18 protein-coding genes are annotated in these 16405 nt (G+C 67.3%); 11 read left to right on the forward strand and 7 right to left on the reverse strand.

All coding sequences use genetic code 11. The features are described from left to right. The first annotated feature begins 28 nt into the window (after positions 1–28). Complete coding sequence (locus tag TX88_RS27150) at positions 29–664, forward strand: TetR/AcrR family transcriptional regulator (RefSeq protein ID WP_044522181.1); 636 nt, start codon at positions 29–31, stop codon at positions 662–664. Between the two features lie 13 nt (positions 665–677). On the opposite strand, the gene TX88_RS27155 is transcribed toward TX88_RS27150, so the two are convergent. Genes TX88_RS27155 through TX88_RS27165 form a run of 3 tightly spaced genes read right to left on the reverse strand, consistent with a single transcriptional unit; the run spans position 678 to position 3324 of the window. Beyond that, positions 678–980, reverse strand: a complete 303-nt coding sequence (locus TX88_RS27155) for a hypothetical protein (RefSeq protein ID WP_044522182.1) — start codon at positions 978–980, stop codon at positions 678–680. Beyond that, positions 977–2479, reverse strand: a complete 1503-nt coding sequence (locus TX88_RS27160) for a class I adenylate-forming enzyme family protein (RefSeq protein WP_044522183.1) — start codon at positions 2477–2479, stop codon at positions 977–979. Before TX88_RS27160 ends, TX88_RS27155 begins: the two co-directional genes overlap by 4 nt. Next, positions 2476–3324: an SDR family oxidoreductase gene (locus TX88_RS27165; protein ID WP_044522185.1), complete on the reverse strand. Its 849-nt coding sequence runs from the start codon at positions 3322–3324 to the stop codon at positions 2476–2478. The genes TX88_RS27160 and TX88_RS27165 overlap by 4 nt, the downstream gene beginning before the upstream one ends. Positions 3325–3580: 256 nt before the next feature. Between TX88_RS27165 and TX88_RS27170 the strand changes: the two genes are divergently transcribed. Genes TX88_RS27170 through TX88_RS27185 form a run of 4 tightly spaced genes read left to right on the forward strand, consistent with a single transcriptional unit; the run spans position 3581 to position 7627 of the window. Then, positions 3581–5182: a methylmalonyl-CoA mutase family protein gene (locus TX88_RS27170; protein ID WP_044522186.1), complete on the forward strand. Its 1602-nt coding sequence runs from the start codon at positions 3581–3583 to the stop codon at positions 5180–5182. 2 nt (positions 5183–5184) lie between these two features. Further along, positions 5185–5586: a cobalamin B12-binding domain-containing protein gene (locus tag TX88_RS27175; protein ID WP_044522188.1), complete on the forward strand. Its 402-nt coding sequence runs from the start codon at positions 5185–5187 to the stop codon at positions 5584–5586. Further along, positions 5583–6539 carry an LLM class F420-dependent oxidoreductase gene (locus tag TX88_RS27180; protein ID WP_044522190.1) on the forward strand — a complete coding sequence of 319 codons (957 nt, stop codon included), beginning with the start codon at positions 5583–5585 and terminating at the stop codon, positions 6537–6539. The genes TX88_RS27175 and TX88_RS27180 overlap by 4 nt, the downstream gene beginning before the upstream one ends. Then, entirely contained in the window at positions 6536–7627 is a 1092-nt protein-coding gene (locus TX88_RS27185; protein ID WP_044522192.1) for a CaiB/BaiF CoA transferase family protein, read from the forward strand. The genes TX88_RS27180 and TX88_RS27185 overlap by 4 nt, the downstream gene beginning before the upstream one ends. Here the strand turns inward: TX88_RS27185 and TX88_RS27190 are convergent. Next, a complete protein-coding gene (locus TX88_RS27190) occupies positions 7612–7923 on the reverse strand; it encodes a 2Fe-2S iron-sulfur cluster-binding protein (RefSeq protein ID WP_044522194.1) in 312 nt (103 codons plus the stop codon). The genes TX88_RS27185 and TX88_RS27190 overlap by 16 nt on opposite strands. Positions 7924–8066: 143 nt before the next feature. Between TX88_RS27190 and TX88_RS27195 the strand changes: the two genes are divergently transcribed. The 4 genes from TX88_RS27195 to TX88_RS27210 are packed head-to-tail and all read left to right on the forward strand — an operon-like array spanning position 8067 to position 12089. After that, positions 8067–9437 carry a class I adenylate-forming enzyme family protein gene (locus TX88_RS27195; RefSeq protein WP_044522196.1) on the forward strand — a complete coding sequence of 457 codons (1371 nt, stop codon included), beginning with the start codon at positions 8067–8069 and terminating at the stop codon, positions 9435–9437. Next, a complete protein-coding gene (locus tag TX88_RS27200) occupies positions 9415–10245 on the forward strand; it encodes an acyl-CoA dehydrogenase family protein (protein ID WP_044522198.1) in 831 nt (276 codons plus the stop codon). Before TX88_RS27195 ends, TX88_RS27200 begins: the two co-directional genes overlap by 23 nt. Continuing rightward, on the forward strand, positions 10232–11320 hold the full coding sequence (locus TX88_RS27205; RefSeq protein ID WP_044522199.1) for an acyl-CoA dehydrogenase family protein: 1089 nt from the start codon (positions 10232–10234) through the stop codon (positions 11318–11320). Before TX88_RS27200 ends, TX88_RS27205 begins: the two co-directional genes overlap by 14 nt. Positions 11321–11324: 4 nt before the next feature. Further along, on the forward strand, positions 11325–12089 hold the full coding sequence (locus TX88_RS27210; RefSeq protein ID WP_044522200.1) for an enoyl-CoA hydratase/isomerase family protein: 765 nt from the start codon (positions 11325–11327) through the stop codon (positions 12087–12089). Positions 12090–12194: 105 nt separating this feature from the next. On the opposite strand, the gene TX88_RS27215 is transcribed toward TX88_RS27210, so the two are convergent. Both TX88_RS27215 and TX88_RS27220 read right to left on the reverse strand, forming a co-directional pair. Then, positions 12195–12935, reverse strand: coding sequence for an SDR family NAD(P)-dependent oxidoreductase (locus TX88_RS27215; RefSeq protein ID WP_044522201.1), 741 nt, complete (start codon positions 12933–12935; stop codon positions 12195–12197). Positions 12936–12947: 12 nt separating this feature from the next. Next, the gene (locus TX88_RS27220) at positions 12948–13712 is read right to left on the reverse strand and encodes an SDR family NAD(P)-dependent oxidoreductase (protein WP_044522203.1); all 765 of its coding nucleotides are present in this window, start codon (positions 13710–13712) and stop codon (positions 12948–12950) included. Between the two features lie 79 nt (positions 13713–13791). Between TX88_RS27220 and TX88_RS27225 the strand changes: the two genes are divergently transcribed. Both TX88_RS27225 and meaB read left to right on the forward strand, forming a co-directional pair. Further along, on the forward strand, positions 13792–14952 hold the full coding sequence (locus TX88_RS27225; protein ID WP_044522205.1) for a thiolase family protein: 1161 nt from the start codon (positions 13792–13794) through the stop codon (positions 14950–14952). Between the two features lie 11 nt (positions 14953–14963). Further along, positions 14964–15845: a methylmalonyl Co-A mutase-associated GTPase MeaB gene (meaB, locus tag TX88_RS27230; protein WP_044524106.1), complete on the forward strand. Its 882-nt coding sequence runs from the start codon at positions 14964–14966 to the stop codon at positions 15843–15845. Here the strand turns inward: meaB and TX88_RS27235 are convergent. Next, a complete protein-coding gene (locus TX88_RS27235; protein ID WP_044522206.1) occupies positions 15834–16391 on the reverse strand; it encodes a TetR/AcrR family transcriptional regulator in 558 nt (185 codons plus the stop codon). The two genes, meaB and TX88_RS27235, sit on opposite strands and share 12 nt — an antisense overlap. Between the last annotated feature and the right edge of the window lie 14 nt (positions 16392–16405).

Here is a 16405-nt window from a genome sequence, read left to right on the forward strand (position 1 = left end):
TGCGTGTCAAGTTAGTTCTGGAGGTGCGATGCCTGCACAACGCGCGTTGCGCGCGGATGCGCGCCGCAATCGCGAGAAACTGCTCGAAGCCGCGCAGGCCGAGTTTCAGGAGCGCGGGCTCGGCGCTCCGTTGGAAGCGATCGCGGCGCGGGCCGGGGTCAGCATCGGGACGCTCTACAACCGACTCGGGACACGCGAGGACCTGATCGACGCAGCGTTGTCTGCCCTGCTCGCGCAGACACTGGAGGACCTGTCCGAACGCGCGTTGTCCGCCGGCTCAGCGTGGGATCGCTTCGCCACCTTCATTTTTGGATTGTGTGATCTGCAGGCCGGCGATCATGCCTTCAGCGATGCCATGTGCACCTCGCGATACGCCTCGCCGGCGATCGAGCAGATCTGCCAGGCCAGTCTGGAACTCGGCTCACGGTTGATCGCCGACGCTCAGGCCGACGGCTCGCTGCGCGCTGACGTCACCGTCGACGACCTGTTCACAGCGCTTTGGCTCAATGCCTGCCTGGCCGACCATGGTGGCCCGGATGCCGCTGCGGTCGCCCGCCGCCAGATTGCCTTGCTGCTGGACGGTCTACGCACCGCCGCGGCGACCCCACTGCCGGCCGGTGCGGCCGAGGCGGCGGCCGTCGCCTCGAGTCTGATGCAGTCCTAGCCCCGATACCGACCTAGTCGCTGGCCGGGAGCGGCTTGGCTTCCTTGAGGCTCAGCGCGGTGGTCCCGACCGACAGCGTGCCGGCGCCGGCCTTGGTGACCAGCACCTCGGCCCCGCCCTCGTCGACGTAGCGCTTGCCCATCAGGTTGCCGTCGGAGAACGCCGCGTCGATCGCTGCGCCCGAGTCCCTTTCGGCGTCGAGTGCAATCATGGCGACGCCGCCCGCGCGGAGGTCGTCGAGGCTGTCGGCGCTGCGCACCACGATGACCTGGGTGTCGCACACCTGGCTCTGCAGGCGCGTTCCGTTCTTGATCATGCTGACTCCTTAGAGGCTGGTGCGAGTTCGTCGACGAGTTGGCGGCGCAGGACCTTACCGGTCGGGTTGGTGGGTAGTTCATCACGGAACACCACCCGGTCGGGGGTGCGTGAACCACGCAGCTGCTTGCGCACATGATCGCGCAGCGCGTCCGGGTCGGGTGAGGTGCCCTCGACGGGTACCACGACGGCCACGATGATCTGTCCCCATTGCGGGTCCTCCGGGCCGACGACGGCGACGTCGCGGACCTCGGGGTGTTCGACGAGCACGTCCTCGATCTCGGCCGGGGCGATGTTCTCCCCGCCTCGGATGATGGTGTCGTCGGACCGCCCGCCGATGAACAGGTAGCCGCCTCCGTCGAGCATGGCGACATCCTTGGTGGGGAACCAGCCTTCGGCGTCGAGCACCGACCCGATGTCGGTGTAGCGGCCGGACACCTGCTCACCGCGCACGAAGAGTTCTCCGGTCTCGCCGGCGCCCAGCACGGTGCCGTCCTCGGCGCGGATCTGGACCTCGACCCCGGGCACCACCTGGCCCACCGAACCGAGCCGCCGAGCGGCGGCCGGGTCCTCTGCGGCCAGCGCCTCGCGGTGATCGTCGGGGCCCAGAACCGCGATGGTGGAACTGGTTTCGGTCAATCCGTAGGCGTTGACGAAGCCGACGTTCGGCAGCAGCTGCAGTGCCTTGCGGACCAGCGGGAGCGCCACCTTCGAGCCGCCGTAGGCGAGGTTGCGCAGGGTGGGCAGTTGAAGGCCGGCCGCGTCGAGGGCGGTGACGATGCGATCGAGCATGGTCGGCACCACGGTGGCCGACGTGACGCCCTCGGTGCGGACCAGCTCGACCCACTTACCGGCGTCGAAGTGTCGCAGGTAGACCATCTTCCGGCCGGCGTACAGGTTCGACATGGCCGCGCTGACCCCGGCGATGTGATACGGCGGGACGCAGATCAGGGCGGCGTCTTCCTCTGCCGCCGAGGCGAATTCGACTGTCCCGGTGATGTAGCTGGTGAGGTTGTTGTGGGTGAGCTCGACGGCCTTGGGGCGTGAGGTGGTGCCCGAGGTGAACAGCACGACCGCGACCGCGTCGGGGTCGGCGAACTCGGCTGCGGGTTCGGCGGTGCGCGCCGCGGCCAGGAACTCCTCCGAGGTGATGACCTGCTTGCCCGCCCCGGCGACGACATCGGCGTATTCGGCGTCTGCGACCACCAGTGGTGCGGGCAGTCGCTCGATCAGTTCGTGCAGGCCGTCCTTGCTGAGTCGGTAGTTCAGCGGGGTGAACGGCACGGCGGCACGGGCGGAGGCGAACAGCAGCAACGGCAGCATCGCGCCGCCGGTGCCGACATAGGCCACGTGGGCGGCCCCCGAGGCCGCGATGACACCGGCGCCGCCGTCGGCCAGGGTGCTGAGCTCCTCGGTGGTCAGGCGGAGATCGTCGGACACCACTGCGGTGCGGTCTCCTCCACCCGAGACCGCCATCTCCAGCAGTAGCGAGATGCTCATAGGCCCTGTCCCGGTGCGTCGATGAAGATGTCGATGATCGGATTATCCCCGCCGCCGTAGCGGGAGAGGTCAGTGACACCGGATGCGGTGAGCACCTCCGAGTCGACGAAGGTCTGTCCGTTCACCTCGGCAGCGGGGCGCGACAGGATCTCGACGGCCGCGTCCGCCATGATCTCGGGGTTGCGGGACGACTGCGCCAGGTTCTGCCCGTCTGCCAGGTTCGTCACAGCAGAGGTGACGATGTAGGTCTCGGGCCACAGGCAGCTGAAACCGATTCCCGCATCCGCATATTCAGCGGCCCAGCCCAGCGACAGCAACGTCATGCCGTACTTGGACAGGGTGTAGGAGGGGTGCGCGCCCAGCCAGTAGGGATTCATGTTCATCGGCGGGGCCAGCGTCAGCACCTGACCGTTGGTCGACTTGCGCAGGTGCGGCAGCGCGGCCTTGGTGAGCAGGAACGTGCCGCGGATGTTGATGTCCATCATCAGGTCGAACTTCTTGGCCGACAGCGCCTCGGTGGGGTCGGTGGAGATGGCGCTCGCGTTGTTGATCACGATGTCGACGCCGCCGAAGTGCTCGACCGCGGTCTCGATCGCGCGGGCCACGTCCTCTTCCTTGCGCACGTCGCCCACGACCGCGACGCCCTTGCCGCCGGCGGCCTCTACCTCCGCGACGGCGGTGTGCACGGTGCCCGGAAGCTTGGGATGGGGTTCAGCGGTCTTGGCCAGCAGCACCACATTCGCCCCGCGGCGAGCGGCGCCGAGCGCAATCGCCAGCCCGATACCGCGGCTGCCGCCGGATACGACCAGCGTGCGATCGGTGAATGACTCTTGCTGGCTGGACATGGTCCTCCTCGTCGAGCGCAGCAATCCGCTACGCGCCGTGTATCAACCGTACCCAAATGGTATTGGCATTCTCATTTTTAGCAAGTGTCGTAATCGTCAGCCCCGGCACCCGGAGAATCGGCGTCCACCACACCCGTTCGCCTGCGTCGCCGACGGTCCTCGGAGTGCAGGTCGGAGGGCTCCCGGCCAGTACAGGCCCTACATTTCCACCCGGCGGTATTGGCATTCTCATTTTTAGCAAGTACGTTATCCACTGATGAGCGAGCAAGTTGTGCCTCCGGTAGAGACTCCTTCAGGGATCCCGCTGGCGCCCGTCTACGGACCGAGCGACCGTGCGGTCGAGCCGCCTGCCCCCGGGACCTATCCCTTCACGCGCGGCAACTTCGCGTCCGGCTATCGCGGGAAGACCTGGACGTTCCGGCAGTACTCGGGTTTCGGCACCGCCGAGGAATCCAACCGCCGATACCGCTACCTGCTCGATCAGGGTGGGACGGGTCTGTCGGTGGCGCTGGACCTACCCACCCAGTGCGGCTACGACTCCGATGACGAAGAGTACGGCGAGGAAGTGGGTCGTGTCGGCGTCGCGGTGGACACCCTGGCCGACGCCGAGGTCCTGTTCGACGGCATCCCGCTGGACAAGATCAGCACCAGCTTCACCATCAACGGCACCGCGGCCATCCTGCTGGCTTTCTACGTCGCCGCCGCAGAGAAGAAGGGCGTGCCGCGCGAGAAGCTGACCGGAACCATCCAGAACGACATCCTCAAGGAATACGCGTCGCGCGGGACCTGGATCTGGCCGCCCGAGCCGTCGCTGCGGCTGATCGCCGACACCATCGAGTTCTGTGCCGCCGAGGTGCCGCGGTTCAACGCGATCTCGGTGGCGGGTGCGCACTTCCGCGACGCGGGCGCCAACGCGGTGCAGGAGATGTCGTTCACGCTCGCCGACGGCGTCACCTACTGCGACACGGTGGTCGAGCGCGGCCGCATGACGATCGACAAGTTCGCCCCGCAGATCTCGTTCTTCTTCTACACCCACGGTGACTTCTTCGAGGAGATCGCCAAATATCGTGCCGGCCGGCGCCGTTGGGCCACGATCGTGCGGGAGCGCTACGGTGCGACCACCGACAAGGCCTCGATGTTCCGGTTCGGCTGTGTGGCGGGCGGGGCGTCGCTCTACGCGCCGCAGGCGCAGAACAACCTGGTGCGGGTGGCCTACGAGTCGCTGGCTGCGGTGCTGGGCGGTGTGCAGTCGATGTTCACCGCGGCGTGGGACGAACCGTTCGCCCTGCCCAGTGAGGAATCGGCGACGCTGGCCCTGCGGACCCAGCAGATCCTGGCCTACGAAACCGGTGTCACCAAAGTCGCCGACCCGCTCGGCGGTTCGTATTTCGTCGAGGCGCTCACCGACGCCACCGAGGCCAAGATCATCGAGATCATGGACGACCTGGAGAAGCACGGCGGCATGGTCCGCTGCATCGAGGACGGCTACCTGCAGGGCCTGATCGCCGACGAGGCGTTCAAGATCCACCAGGAGGTCGAGTCGGGGGCACGCCCGGTGGTCGGGGTCAACAAGTTCGTCACCGACGAGCCGGCGCCCGACATCGACACCTACGAGCTCGATGCGGAAGGTCGCGACCTGCAGCTCAAGCGGCTGTCCAAGGTCAAGGCCGAGCGCGATGACGTCGCGGTCAAAGAGACTCTGGCCGCCCTGGCCAGAGGTGCCGAAGGCAGTGGACCGGGGGCAGACAACCTGATGCACCGGTTGATCGATTGCGCCAATGCGTATTGCACAGTGGGAGAGATGGTGTCGACCTTGAAGTCGGTGTGGGGCGAGTTCCAGCAGCCGGTGGTGTTCTGAGCATGGCTACTCGTGTATTGGTTGCCAAGCCCGGGCTCGACGGCCACGACCGCGGCGCCAAGATCGTCGCGCGGACGCTGCGTGACGCCGGATTCGAGGTCATCTACACCGGTATCCGGCAGCGCATCGAGGACATCGTGTCGATCGCGCTGCAGGAAGACGTTGCACTGGTGGGTCTTTCGATCCTCTCGGGTGCGCACGTCGCGCTGACCACCCGCACCGTCGAGGCGTTGCGGGCAGCCGATGCCGGTGACATCGCCGTCGTCGTCGGCGGCACCATCCCGCAGTCCGATGTCCAGAAACTGCTGGATGCCGGTGCGGCAGCGGTATTCCCGACGGGGACGTCGCTCGACACCCTGGTGACCGATGTTCGTGCGCTGACAGAAAAGGTTTCGGAGTCATGAGGCTGGGCGTGATGATCGGGGCCGAGCGCGGCGACATGGCCCGCAAGGTCTCCAAGTTGGTCTCCGACATCCAGTGGGCCGAGGCGGCCGGACTGGACAGTGCGTGGATGCCCCAGGTGCCCAACGACTTCGACCTGCTCACCATGGTGGCGCTGATGGCGTCGAACACGTCGCGCATCGAACTCGGCACCGCGGTGGTGCCGCTGCAGGCGCAACACCCGATCGCGCTGGCGCGGCAGGCGCTGTCGGTGCACGCCATCTCGGGTGGCCGTCTGGTCCTGGGTGTCGGGCCGTCACACCACTGGATCGTCCGCGACATGCTGGGCCTGCCCTATGACAAGCCGGCCGCCTACACCCGGGACTACCTGCAGGTGCTCAACGCTGCCATCTCCGGGCCGGGAGACGTTGACGTGGAGAACGATTCCTTCACCGTGCACAACCCGACGGTGCTGGGCGCCGACACCCCGATGCCGGTGCTGGTGTCCGCGCTGGGCCCGGTGATGTTGCAGATCGCCGGTGAGCACGCCGACGGCACGTCGCTGTGGATGGCCGACGAGAAGGCGATCGGCGAGCACATCGCCCCGAAGATCAACAAGGCCGCCGCCGAAGCCGGTAAGCCCGCGCCGCGCATCGTCGCAGGCATCCCGGTGACGCTGTGCGCCAACTCCGAGATCGAGGAAGCCAAGGACCGCGCCAACCGCGTCCTCGCCGAGGCCGAGACCTCGCCCAACTACCAGCGCCTGCTGGACCGCGGCGAGGCCCGTAACGTCGGTGATCTGCTCGCCGCGGGTGACGAGGAATCAATCCTGAAGCGGTTCAAGCAGTTCGCCGATGCGGGTGTCACGGACCTGTCGGTGCGGCTGCTGCCTATCGGTGACAACCGCGACGAGCTGATCGCGTCGAAGTACCGCACGCGTGAGGTGATCGCCGAACTCGCCAAGGCCGTGCGGTGACCACAGGCGGTCCGCTTGCGGGCATCCGCATCATCGAGGTCGGCGTCATGCTGGCCGGCCCGTACGCCACCATGATGCTGGCCGACCTGGGCGCTGAGGTGATCAAGGTCGAACCACCCGGCGGGGAGATCTCCCGTCAGGTCAGCGACAGCTATTTCGCGAGCCTCAACCGGGGTAAGCGCAGCATCTGCATCGACCTCGCCTCCGAGGCCGGTCAGGCGAAACTCGCTGAACTGGCGGCTGATTCGCACGCGCTGCTGGTGAACATGAAGCCTTCGGTGATCCGCAGGCTGGGCCTCACCTATGAGAACCTGCGACGCTTCAATCCCAAGATCGTCTGTGTCGCGATGACGGGATTCGGGTTGGACGGGGGAGACGACCCGGCCTTCGACTACGTGATCCAGGCTGCCACCGGGGTGGCCGCCATGACCGGTGATCCCGACGGCCCGCCAACCCTGCCGGGCTACTCGTCGGCGGACAACTCGACCGGGCTGACCGCGGCACTGGGCCTGTTGGCGATGATCGTCTCCGGCAACGGCGGCCAGGTGGATGTCTCGTTGCGTGATGTCATGCTCTCGCAGCTGAACTACCGTGCCTCGGCCTATCTCAACGACGGTGCCGAACCGCGCCGCCATCCGTTCGGGGCGCATTCGTATTATGTCCCCGCGCAACTGTTCCCGACGGCCGATGGCTATCTGGCGTTGTTCATCACCCACGACGGGTTCTGGAAGTCGTTTGCCGGTGAGGCCGGGGTCGACGGTTTCGAGACCATGGCCGAGCGGGCGGCTCGGCGAGACGAGGTCCTGGACGTGGTGACTGCCGCGCTGGCGACCGATACCGCCGCGGGCTGGGAGTCACGGCTCAAGCCACTGGGGATTCCGGCTGCCGCGGTGCGTACCCTGCCGCAGGCGCTGGACGCGACGCCCGAGATGCTCGTCAGCGCCGGCGATTTCCGCTTGGTGGGTAGCCCCGTGCACGTCGCCGGGTATGCGCCGGACTACCGGCCGGCGCCCGCATTCGATGAGTACGCCGCCGCACCCCTGGAGGGCTCGGCGGCGCCGTCATCGAATGCTCAGTCTTCGTCGTAGGAGACCGTCACTGAATCGCAGTCAGGGATCGCCTGGCAGGTCAGTACGTAGCCCTCGGCCACCTCGTCGTCATCGAGCGCGTCGTTGACGCGCATGGTGGCGGTCCCCTCGAGGAGCTTGGCCATGCAGGTGCCGCAGTTGCCTGCCTCGCAGGAGAACGGGGGCGTCATCCCGGCGCGGCGTGCGCTCTCCAGCAGTGTTTCGCCCTGTCGGCGGGGTACGGACAACTGCTCACGATCGAAGACGATCGTGACCTTCCCGTCCGCTTCGCTACCGACCGTCGGATCTGCCGTCATGTGACTCCCCTGTGCAAGTACGTTCTGATATGAAGAGAATACCATTCTCGCTAACTGATAGTATCTTCTCGGTGTGCTCGACGCCCAGCGGAGCCTGGGGAAAGGGGTTGTGAATCTTGACTGGGATCACAACTGCACCTCGCGTGCGCACCCCCGTCGTGCTCGCCTTCGATGACCGCGAGTACACCCTGGCCGAACTCGATGCGCTGACCAGCGGGATGGCCACGGAGTTGGAGCACCGGGGCGTCAGGCCGGGTGATCGCGTCGCCATGATGTCGTCCAACCGTCCCGAGTTCGTCGTCGCCTTGCGCGCGATCTGGGGCCTGGGTGCGGTGGCCGTGCTGATCAGCCCGGCCTGGAAGGCCGCCGAGGTCGCCCACGTCCTGGCGCTGACCGCGCCCAGCCATGCGGTGGGCGATCACGAGGTGCTGGCCGCACAGATGCCGATGTTGCATCTCGACGAGCCCATCACCCCGGGTCTGCGGCGGTTCGATGCGCCCGACCCGGACCGCGACGCGCTGTTCGTCTTCAGCTCGGGAACCACCGGCCTGCCCAAGGCGGTGCGCCACACCCATCGCGGGTTCGCCGCAGCCATCGACCACTGGCGTGACGCGCTGGGGTTCACCAGCGCCGACCGCATGCAGATCATGACGCCGCCGTCGCACATCCTGGGGTTGCTGAACATCGCCATGGTGCTCGACACCGGCGCCTGGATGCGCCTGCACCGCCGGTTCGATGTCGACACGATGTTGCGTCACATCGAATCCGATCGCATCACAATCGAAATGGCTGTGGCGCCAATTGCTTTGGCGCTGGCCGCGCACCCCGATCTCGGCCGTTACGATCTGTCGTCGCTGCGCTACGTGATGTGGTGCGCCACCCCGGTCACCCGCAGTGTCGCCGACGCCGTCACCGAACGCACCGGGATCCGGTGGCTGACCGCCTATGGCACCACCGAGCTCCCCGTGATCGCGTGTAATCCGCTGGATGCCACCCACATCGACACCGTGGGCACTCCGGTGCGCGGGGTCGCCGTCCGTATCGGCGAGGACGGTGAGATCCAGGTCCGGTCGGACTCGGTGATGGCCGGATACCTGCCGAAGGACGCCACCACGGGCGCATTCTGCGACGGCTGGTACCGCACCGGCGACATCGGCTACCTCGACGACGACGGATACCTGCGCATCACGGACCGCTCCAAGGAGATGGTCAAGGTCCGCGGCTTCCAGGTGGCGCCGGCCGAGGTCGAGGCGGTGCTGCACGGCCATCCTGCGGTGACCGACTGTGCGGTGTTCGGTGTGACCGACGCGGCCGACGGCGAGGCCGTCGTGGCCGCCGTGACGACACATTCTGCGGTGTCAGCAGAGGAGCTCATCGACCTCGTCGGTGAGCGGCTGGCCTCGTACAAGCGGCCCAGCCGCGTGGAGTTCGTAACCGAGATACCCCGGTTACCTTCCGGAAAGGTATTGCGACGAGTGCTGAAGGAGCGGCATGGACGTTCGTCTGACGTCTGAACAGCAGCAGCTGCGAGAGGCCGCAGCGAAACTGGCCGACGATCTCGGACCGGATGCGGTCGGAGAGCTGTCGGATGAGGGCCGGATCGCCCGGCTGGAGAGCACGGTCGCCGCAACCGAGTGGCGCACGCTGCGTTCCGACGGTGCGTCCGGTGTGGAAGTGGCGATCATCGCCGAGGAGTTCGGACGCGGTCTGGTCGACGTGCCCTTCCTCGGGCCGGTGCTCGCCGATGATCTCGCCCGTCGGCTCGATCGGGAGGTGAAGGTCGGCGCCGACGAAGCCGCCACTACCGGTGTGGATCTGACCCGCAGCACGGTAGGCGCGGTCGAGTCGCCCGCCGAGCTCGGTGAGCTGTCGGGCGAGGATGCCCTGCGCTGGCAGGCGCTCGCGCTGACCGCCACCAGCGCCGACCTGGTCGGTGCCGCCCGCGGCGTGCACGCGCTGGCCGTCGACTACGCGAAAGTCCGTGAGCAGTACGGCTCGACGATCGGGTCGTACCAGGCTGTCGCACACCTGCTGGCCGAGGGGCTCGCCCTGATCGAGGGGTCGATCAGCGTGCTGCGGCACGCGGCATGGGCCGTCGACGAGCTGCCTGCCGAGGAGGCCGTCCGGGCCGGAAAGATCGCCAAGGTCTACTGCGCGCGGGCCGCGCGCACCGTCTGCGAGACCGCGATCCAGGTGCACGGCGGAATCGGAAACACCTGGGAATGCCTGGCGCATGTGTATCTGCGCCGGGTTCTGGTGGCCACCGAGCTGTGGCCCGTCAAGCTAGAGGACTTGGAGGTCACTGATCTTGGACTTTCGTGATTCACCTGAGGAAGCCGCCTTCCGGGACCGCCTGAGGACCTGGCTGGCCGACAACGCCGCGTCCTTCAAGGCCTCCGGCGACGATTACTGGGCCCGGATGGGGGAGTGGCATCAGGCCCTCTATGCCGCAGGGTTTTTCGGTACCTCCTGGCCCGAGGAGTTCGGCGGCCAGGACCTGCCGCCGGTATACGACGTCATCGTCGACGAGGAACTGGCCCGCGCCGGTGCGCCGCCGCGGCCCAGCCTCGGCTACCTGGTGGTCGGCCTGGGGCATCACGGCAGCAAGGAGCTGCAGCAGCGGTTCCTGCCGGGGATGATCAACGGCACCGAGCGTTGGTGCCAGGGCTTTTCGGAGCCCGGCGCCGGTTCGGACCTCGCCTCGCTGACCACGACGGCGACGCGCGACGGCGACAACTACATCATCAACGGGCACAAGATCTGGACCAGCTACTCCGATGTCGCCGACTGGTGCCTGGTGCTGGCCCGCACCGACAAGACTGTGGCCAGGCACAAGGGCATTTCGGCATTCATCGTGTCGATGCACCAGGACGGCATCGAGCAGCGGCCGTTGCAGATGATCAACGGTGTCACCACGGAGTTCGGTCAGGTGGCGTTCGACGGTGCGGTGGTGCCGGCCTCGAACATGGTGGGCGAGCCGGGCGACGGCTGGCGCCTTGCCATGACGGTGGTCAGCCACGAGCGTGAACCGTCGACCCTCGGCTATTCGGCGCGCTACGGAAAGCTGGTGCGCGAGATGGCATCTCGGGTCGAGGGGAAAGTTCCCGAAGACCTCGCCTGGGCGGGTGTGCAGGCCGAGATGCTGCGGCTGCATGTGCGCCGGCGGCTGTCCGAACAACTCGACGGGCTCAAGCACGGCCCGGAGGGCTCGTTGGACAAGCTGCTCATGACCTGGGTCGAGCAGTCCGTCGGGCATGCCGCGCTGGCGGTCACCGGCACCAGCGATCCCGAACTTCTGAGTGCGTATCTCTACAGCCGCGCACAGAGCGTCATGGGTGGCACATCGCAGATCCAGAAGAACATCATCGCGTCACGAATCCTCGGGCTGGGAGTCTAGATACATGTACGGAATGCCAGACGAAATCGATGTGCAGGCCGACGGCGCGCTGCGGATCATCACGCTGAACCGCCCCGATGCGCTCAATGCGGTCAACGACAACTTGCACGTCGGCCTCGCTCGGTTGTGGGAGGCGCTCAACGAGGACGCCGACGCGCGTGCCGCGGTGATCACCGGTGCCGGCCGCGCGTTCTCTGCGGGCGGCGACTTCAACTACCTCGACGAGTTGCGGCGTGATGAAGCCTTGCGCCAGAAGACGATCAAGCACGGACGCGACCTCGTCATCGGTATGGTGCGCTGCCGCATCCCGGTCGTCGCCGCGGTGAACGGCCCGGCCGTCGGGCTGGGCTGCAGCCTGGCCGCGCTGTCCGACATCGTCTACATGGCCGAGACCGCACACTTCGCCGATCCGCACGTACAGATCGGACTGGTGGCCGCCGACGGCGGTCCGCTGGTGTGGGGCTCGCAGATCAGCCTGTTGCAGGCCAAGGAGTTTGCGCTCACCGGCGTGCGGATCAAGGCCCAGCGGGCCCTGGAGCTCGGGCTGGCCAATCACGTGGTCGAGGATCCGCTGGCCGAAGCGATCGCGTGCGCGAAGAAGCTGATCGATCTGCCCAAGCAGGCGGTCGAGGCCACCAAGCGGTTGATGAACATCCAGCTGGAGCAGCAGGTGATGGCGTCGCTAGACTACGCCAACCTCGCCGAGTACGTCTCGTTCGGCACCGCTGATTTCAATCGGATCGTGGACGGCCTGATCGCCAAGAACTGATCACCTCGCCCCGCGAGCGACCGCAAATGTACGCAATTCACGGCGTGTTGGCGTACAGACACGGTCGCTCGCGGGGCAACTAGGGGCAACTAGGCAACTAGGCAACTAGAAGGTGAGCGCCTCGGAGCGCTGGACGGTACCGGTGACGCCGCCGGCATCTTGACCGGCCAGGCGTACCGCCGCGAGTCCCATCGCCTCGGGTGGCTCGATCATCTCCGGCGGGATCTGCAGCCCACTGCCGCCGGCCTGCCACCCCTCGGTCAGAACCACGCGTGACGGGCTGAGGCAGTTGACCGCGATGTTGTCGTCACGCAGATCGGCGGCCAGGCCGAGATAGAGGCGTTCGGCCGCGGCTTTGGACACCCAGTAGGCGTTGGCACCGTGCTCGACCATGTCGACTCCGGTGGTGGTGATCGCGATGAGCGAACCGCCGCCGCGTTCGCGAACGTGCGGGATGACGGCCTTGGTCACCAGGAACACCCCGGTGAGGTTGACGTCCAGGCACAGTTGCCATCGTTTGAGCGGTGTCGTCTCGACCGGGCCGAGCCACAGCACGCCGGCGTTGGCGACCAGGATGTCGATACCGCCGAACTCCGAAACCGCCGCGGCGACAGCCTTGTTGACCGAATCCTCGTCGGTGACGTCACAGGCGACCGGTAGCGCGCGTCCGCCCGCATCGTTGATGTCCGCGGCCACCGAGCCGATGGTGCCGGGCAGCTTGCCCGGCTGTTCGGAGCGGGCGGCCACGGCCACCGCGGCACCCTCGGCGGCCAGTGCGGCAGCGATCGTCGCGCCGATGCCGCGGCTGGCACCGGCGACGAAGGCGACCTTTCCGGTCAGGTTCATCGCGACAGACTATTACTTGGGCGGGAAGCGCAATGCCCCATCCAGGCGGATGATTTCGCCGTTGAGATAGTCGTTTTCGATGATGCTCTGGGCCAGTTGGGCGTACTCGACCGAGCGGCCCATGCGCTTGGGGAACGGCACCTGCGGACCCCAGTACTGCTCGAGCTGATCGGCGGCCTTGCCGTAGGCGGGGGTGTTGATGGTGCCGGGGGCGATGGTGCAGACCCGGATGCCCAGGGGCGACAGGTCGCGTGCGGCGACGAGCGTCATGCCGAGCACGCCGCCCTTGGCCGCCGAGTACGGCAGCTGGCCGATCTGGCCCTCGAACCCGGCGATCGAAGCCGTGTTGACGATGACGCCGCGACCGCCTTCTTCCAGCGGTTCGGTCTTGGCGATCGCCGCGGCGGACAAGCGCATCACGTTGAACACCGCGGTCAGATAGAACTCGACGGTCTTCTTGAACCCGTCGAGGTCCAGCGGGGACCCGTCCTTGCCGACCAATCGGCCGCCGGCGGCGGGCCCGCCGTGGGTGTCCACGGAGATGCGGAGCGGGGCAAGGGCTTCGGCCTCGGCGATGGCGGCGAGCACCGACTCCTCGGAGGTGGCGTCGGTGCTCACATAACGCACACCCAGCTCTTTCTCCAGGCTGGCGCCCTTCTCGTCGGCGAGGTCCGCGACGACCACCTTGGCTCCCGCTGCCTGCAGGCGGCGGACGGTCGCCTCACCCAGGCCACCCGCACCGCCGACGACGATCGCGGAACTACCGGCGATTTGCATACGGTTCCCCTTCTTGCAACTGAGACTCTCTGGCTGCGAGAATAGCATTCTCTTACCGGGTGAACCAGGGAGCAGATCAATGCCTGAAGCCGTCATCGTGTCCGCGCTGCGTACTCCCATCGGCACAGCGAAGAAGGGCACGTTGCGCGATACGGACGCCTACGCGCTGGCCGATCATGTGGTGCGCGCTGCGGTCGACGACCTGGCCGGGCGCGGCACCGTCCCGGTCGACGACGTGATCCTGGGCGAAGGTCTCTACGGTGGCGGCGTCATCGCCCGCCACGCCGCGATCACCGCCGGTCTCGCGACGGTCCCGGGAGCGTCGATCAATCGGCACTGCGCTGCCGGTCAGGCGGCCGTGCAGAGTGCGGCGGCCGGCATCCGCGCCGGGATGGACCGGCTGATCCTGGCCGGCGGGGTGAACTCGGCCTCAACCTCACCGCGGTTCGTCCGTGCGGCAAGCAGTGCCAAGGACGCCGAGTGGGTCAACTGGTTCCCGCCGACGCATCCCGACCGGCCGGACGCACCCAATATGGACATGTCGATCACGGTCGGTTGGAACGCCGCGGTGAAGGCCGGGGTGAGCCGCGAGGAGATGGACCAGTGGGCATTGGGCTCACACCTCAAGGCCATTGCGGCGATCGACGAGGGCAGGTTCAAGGAAGAGATCGTCCCAATCGAGACTCCGTACGGGTTGTTCGACACTGATGAGCATCCGCGCCGTGACACCACACTGGAGAAACTGGCGGCACTCAAACCGCTGCATCCAGAGATCGACGGGTTCTCGATCACCGCGGGAAATGCGTGCGGCGCCAACGACGCGGCCGCACTGTTGACCATCGCCAGCGACAAGCTCGGCCTGCCGGCCCTGGCCACCATCAAGTCCTGGGCCTCGGTGGGCGTCGACCCGGCCTCGACCGGGCTGGCCCCCGTCGAAGCCATCACCAAAGCCCTGGGCCGCGCGGGCCTTTCGTTGTCGGACGTGGATCTGTTCGAGATCAACGAGGCTTTTGCGTCGATGTGCGTGGCCACCATCAAGCTGCTCGACATCAACCCGGAGATCGTGAACGTCAGCGGCAGCGGGTGCTCGCTGGGCCATCCGGTGGCCGCCACCGGGGCGCGCATGCTGGCCACGATGGTCCATGAGCTACGCCGGCGCGGTGGCGGTATCGGCGTGGCCGCCATGTGTGCCGGGGGCGGTATGGGCTCGGCGACGGTCATCGAGGTGCCTGCACCGTAATGTCGACCGTGATGACCAGCCCACCCAGCATCGAGGAGCTCATCACCGCGGCGCGCGGCGGGTCCCAGCGTGCCGTCGGGCGATTGCTGAGCCTGGTCGAAAGCGGCCGTCGCGACGAGGTTCTCGCGGTGCTCGGCCCGGCATCTCCGCGCGTCATCGGGGTGACCGGGCCGCCCGGAGCCGGAAAGTCGACGACGGTCGGCGCGCTCGTCGGCGCGTACCGGGAGCGCGGTCTGCGGGTCGCGGTGCTGGCGGTGGATCCGTCGTCGCCGTACAGCGGCGGTGCGTTGCTCGGGGACCGGATCCGGATGGCCGCCCACATCAACGATCCCGACGTGCTGATCCGCTCGGTGGCGACCCGTGGGCATCTGGGCGGGCTGGCTGCCGCGGTACCCGCGGCGATCCGCCTGCTGGCCGCGCTGGCCTACGACCTGATCGTGCTGGAGACGGTGGGCGTAGGGCAGTCCGAGATCGAGATCGCCGCGATCGCCGACCCGACCGTGGTGATCCTCAACCCCGGCGCCGGTGACGCCGTGCAGGCCGCCAAGGCCGGACTGCTGGAGGTCGCCGACCTGGTGGTGGTGAACAAGGCCGACCGCGAAGGTGCCGATCAGACTGCGCGTGACCTTCGGGCCGAGGCGACCGTTCCGGTGCTCAAACTCGTTGCGGCTCAAGGGGAGGGGCTGGCTGAGCTGGTCGAGGCCATCGACGCGCACCACCGATCCGACACCCCGGCGCGCCGCGCCGCGCGGGCCAGGACCCAGATCCTGTCGCTGGCCCAGACCTTGCTGCGCAATCACGGTGAGCTGGACGGGCTGGCTGCCGCCGTGGCCGACGGCATCACCGATCCGTACAGCGCTGCGGCGCAATTGATCGCGGATTCAGCCGGGTAGGCCCAAGACGCGTCGCATCGTCTGCAGCAACTCGGCGCGCAGGGTGTCATCGTCGACGTCGGTCACCAGCGGGTGCATCACCGCGACGCTGATCACGCCGGACAACACCGCCGCATGGACCCGCGCGCCATCGCCGGACTGGTCGCCGAGCATGGCCGCGTAGAGCCGGTCGATGAACTGCTGGAACGGTTCGTGTTCGGCGAGCAGTCGCACCACGACCGGATCGAACTGCAGTGTGCTGGCGGCACGTCGACGCGATACGGCCATGTCGATCACCCGGGTGAGCAGCACTTCCCGAGCCCGGGTGGGCGAGCCCTCGGCCTCGGCCGCCTCCAGCGCATCCTCCAGTTGGCCGAGTTCACGCTCGGTGAGCGCGATGACGATGGCTTCCTTGGTCTTGAACTGGTGGTAGACAGCGGCTTTCGTGACACCGAGCGCGTCGGCGATCATCTGCAACGACGTGCCGCTGACCCCGTGCTCGGCGATCAGCTCCAGCGCCGCATCGAGGATGCGGGTCTGAGCTGCGCTGCGCGGGTTCCCGAGCACGACTCGACCGTAAC

Origin of the sequence: Mycolicibacterium septicum DSM 44393, from assembly GCF_000455325.1 — a bacterium.
Classification (GTDB): domain Bacteria; phylum Actinomycetota; class Actinomycetes; order Mycobacteriales; family Mycobacteriaceae; genus Mycobacterium; species Mycobacterium septicum.

Coding starts and splice junctions, on each gene's coding strand:
- TX88_RS27150 (WP_044522181.1), top strand. CDS start 29: ATGCCTGCACAACGCGCGTTGCGCGCGGATGCGCGCCGCAATCGCGAG.
- TX88_RS27210 (WP_044522200.1), top strand. CDS start 11,325: ATGTACGGAATGCCAGACGAAATCGATGTGCAGGCCGACGGCGCGCTG.
- TX88_RS27170 (WP_044522186.1), top strand. CDS start 3,581: ATGAGCGAGCAAGTTGTGCCTCCGGTAGAGACTCCTTCAGGGATCCCG.
- TX88_RS27200 (WP_044522198.1), top strand. CDS start 9,415: ATGGACGTTCGTCTGACGTCTGAACAGCAGCAGCTGCGAGAGGCCGCA.
- TX88_RS27165 (WP_044522185.1), bottom strand. CDS start 3,324: ATGTCCAGCCAGCAAGAGTCATTCACCGATCGCACGCTGGTCGTATCC.
- TX88_RS27175 (WP_044522188.1), top strand. CDS start 5,185: ATGGCTACTCGTGTATTGGTTGCCAAGCCCGGGCTCGACGGCCACGAC.
- TX88_RS27160 (WP_044522183.1), bottom strand. CDS start 2,479: ATGAGCATCTCGCTACTGCTGGAGATGGCGGTCTCGGGTGGAGGAGAC.
- TX88_RS27155 (WP_044522182.1), bottom strand. CDS start 980: ATGATCAAGAACGGAACGCGCCTGCAGAGCCAGGTGTGCGACACCCAG.
- meaB (WP_044524106.1), top strand. CDS start 14,964: ATGACCAGCCCACCCAGCATCGAGGAGCTCATCACCGCGGCGCGCGGC.
- TX88_RS27220 (WP_044522203.1), bottom strand. CDS start 13,712: ATGCAAATCGCCGGTAGTTCCGCGATCGTCGTCGGCGGTGCGGGTGGC.
- TX88_RS27215 (WP_044522201.1), bottom strand. CDS start 12,935: ATGAACCTGACCGGAAAGGTCGCCTTCGTCGCCGGTGCCAGCCGCGGC.
- TX88_RS27190 (WP_044522194.1), bottom strand. CDS start 7,923: ATGACGGCAGATCCGACGGTCGGTAGCGAAGCGGACGGGAAGGTCACG.
- TX88_RS27225 (WP_044522205.1), top strand. CDS start 13,792: ATGCCTGAAGCCGTCATCGTGTCCGCGCTGCGTACTCCCATCGGCACA.
- TX88_RS27180 (WP_044522190.1), top strand. CDS start 5,583: ATGAGGCTGGGCGTGATGATCGGGGCCGAGCGCGGCGACATGGCCCGC.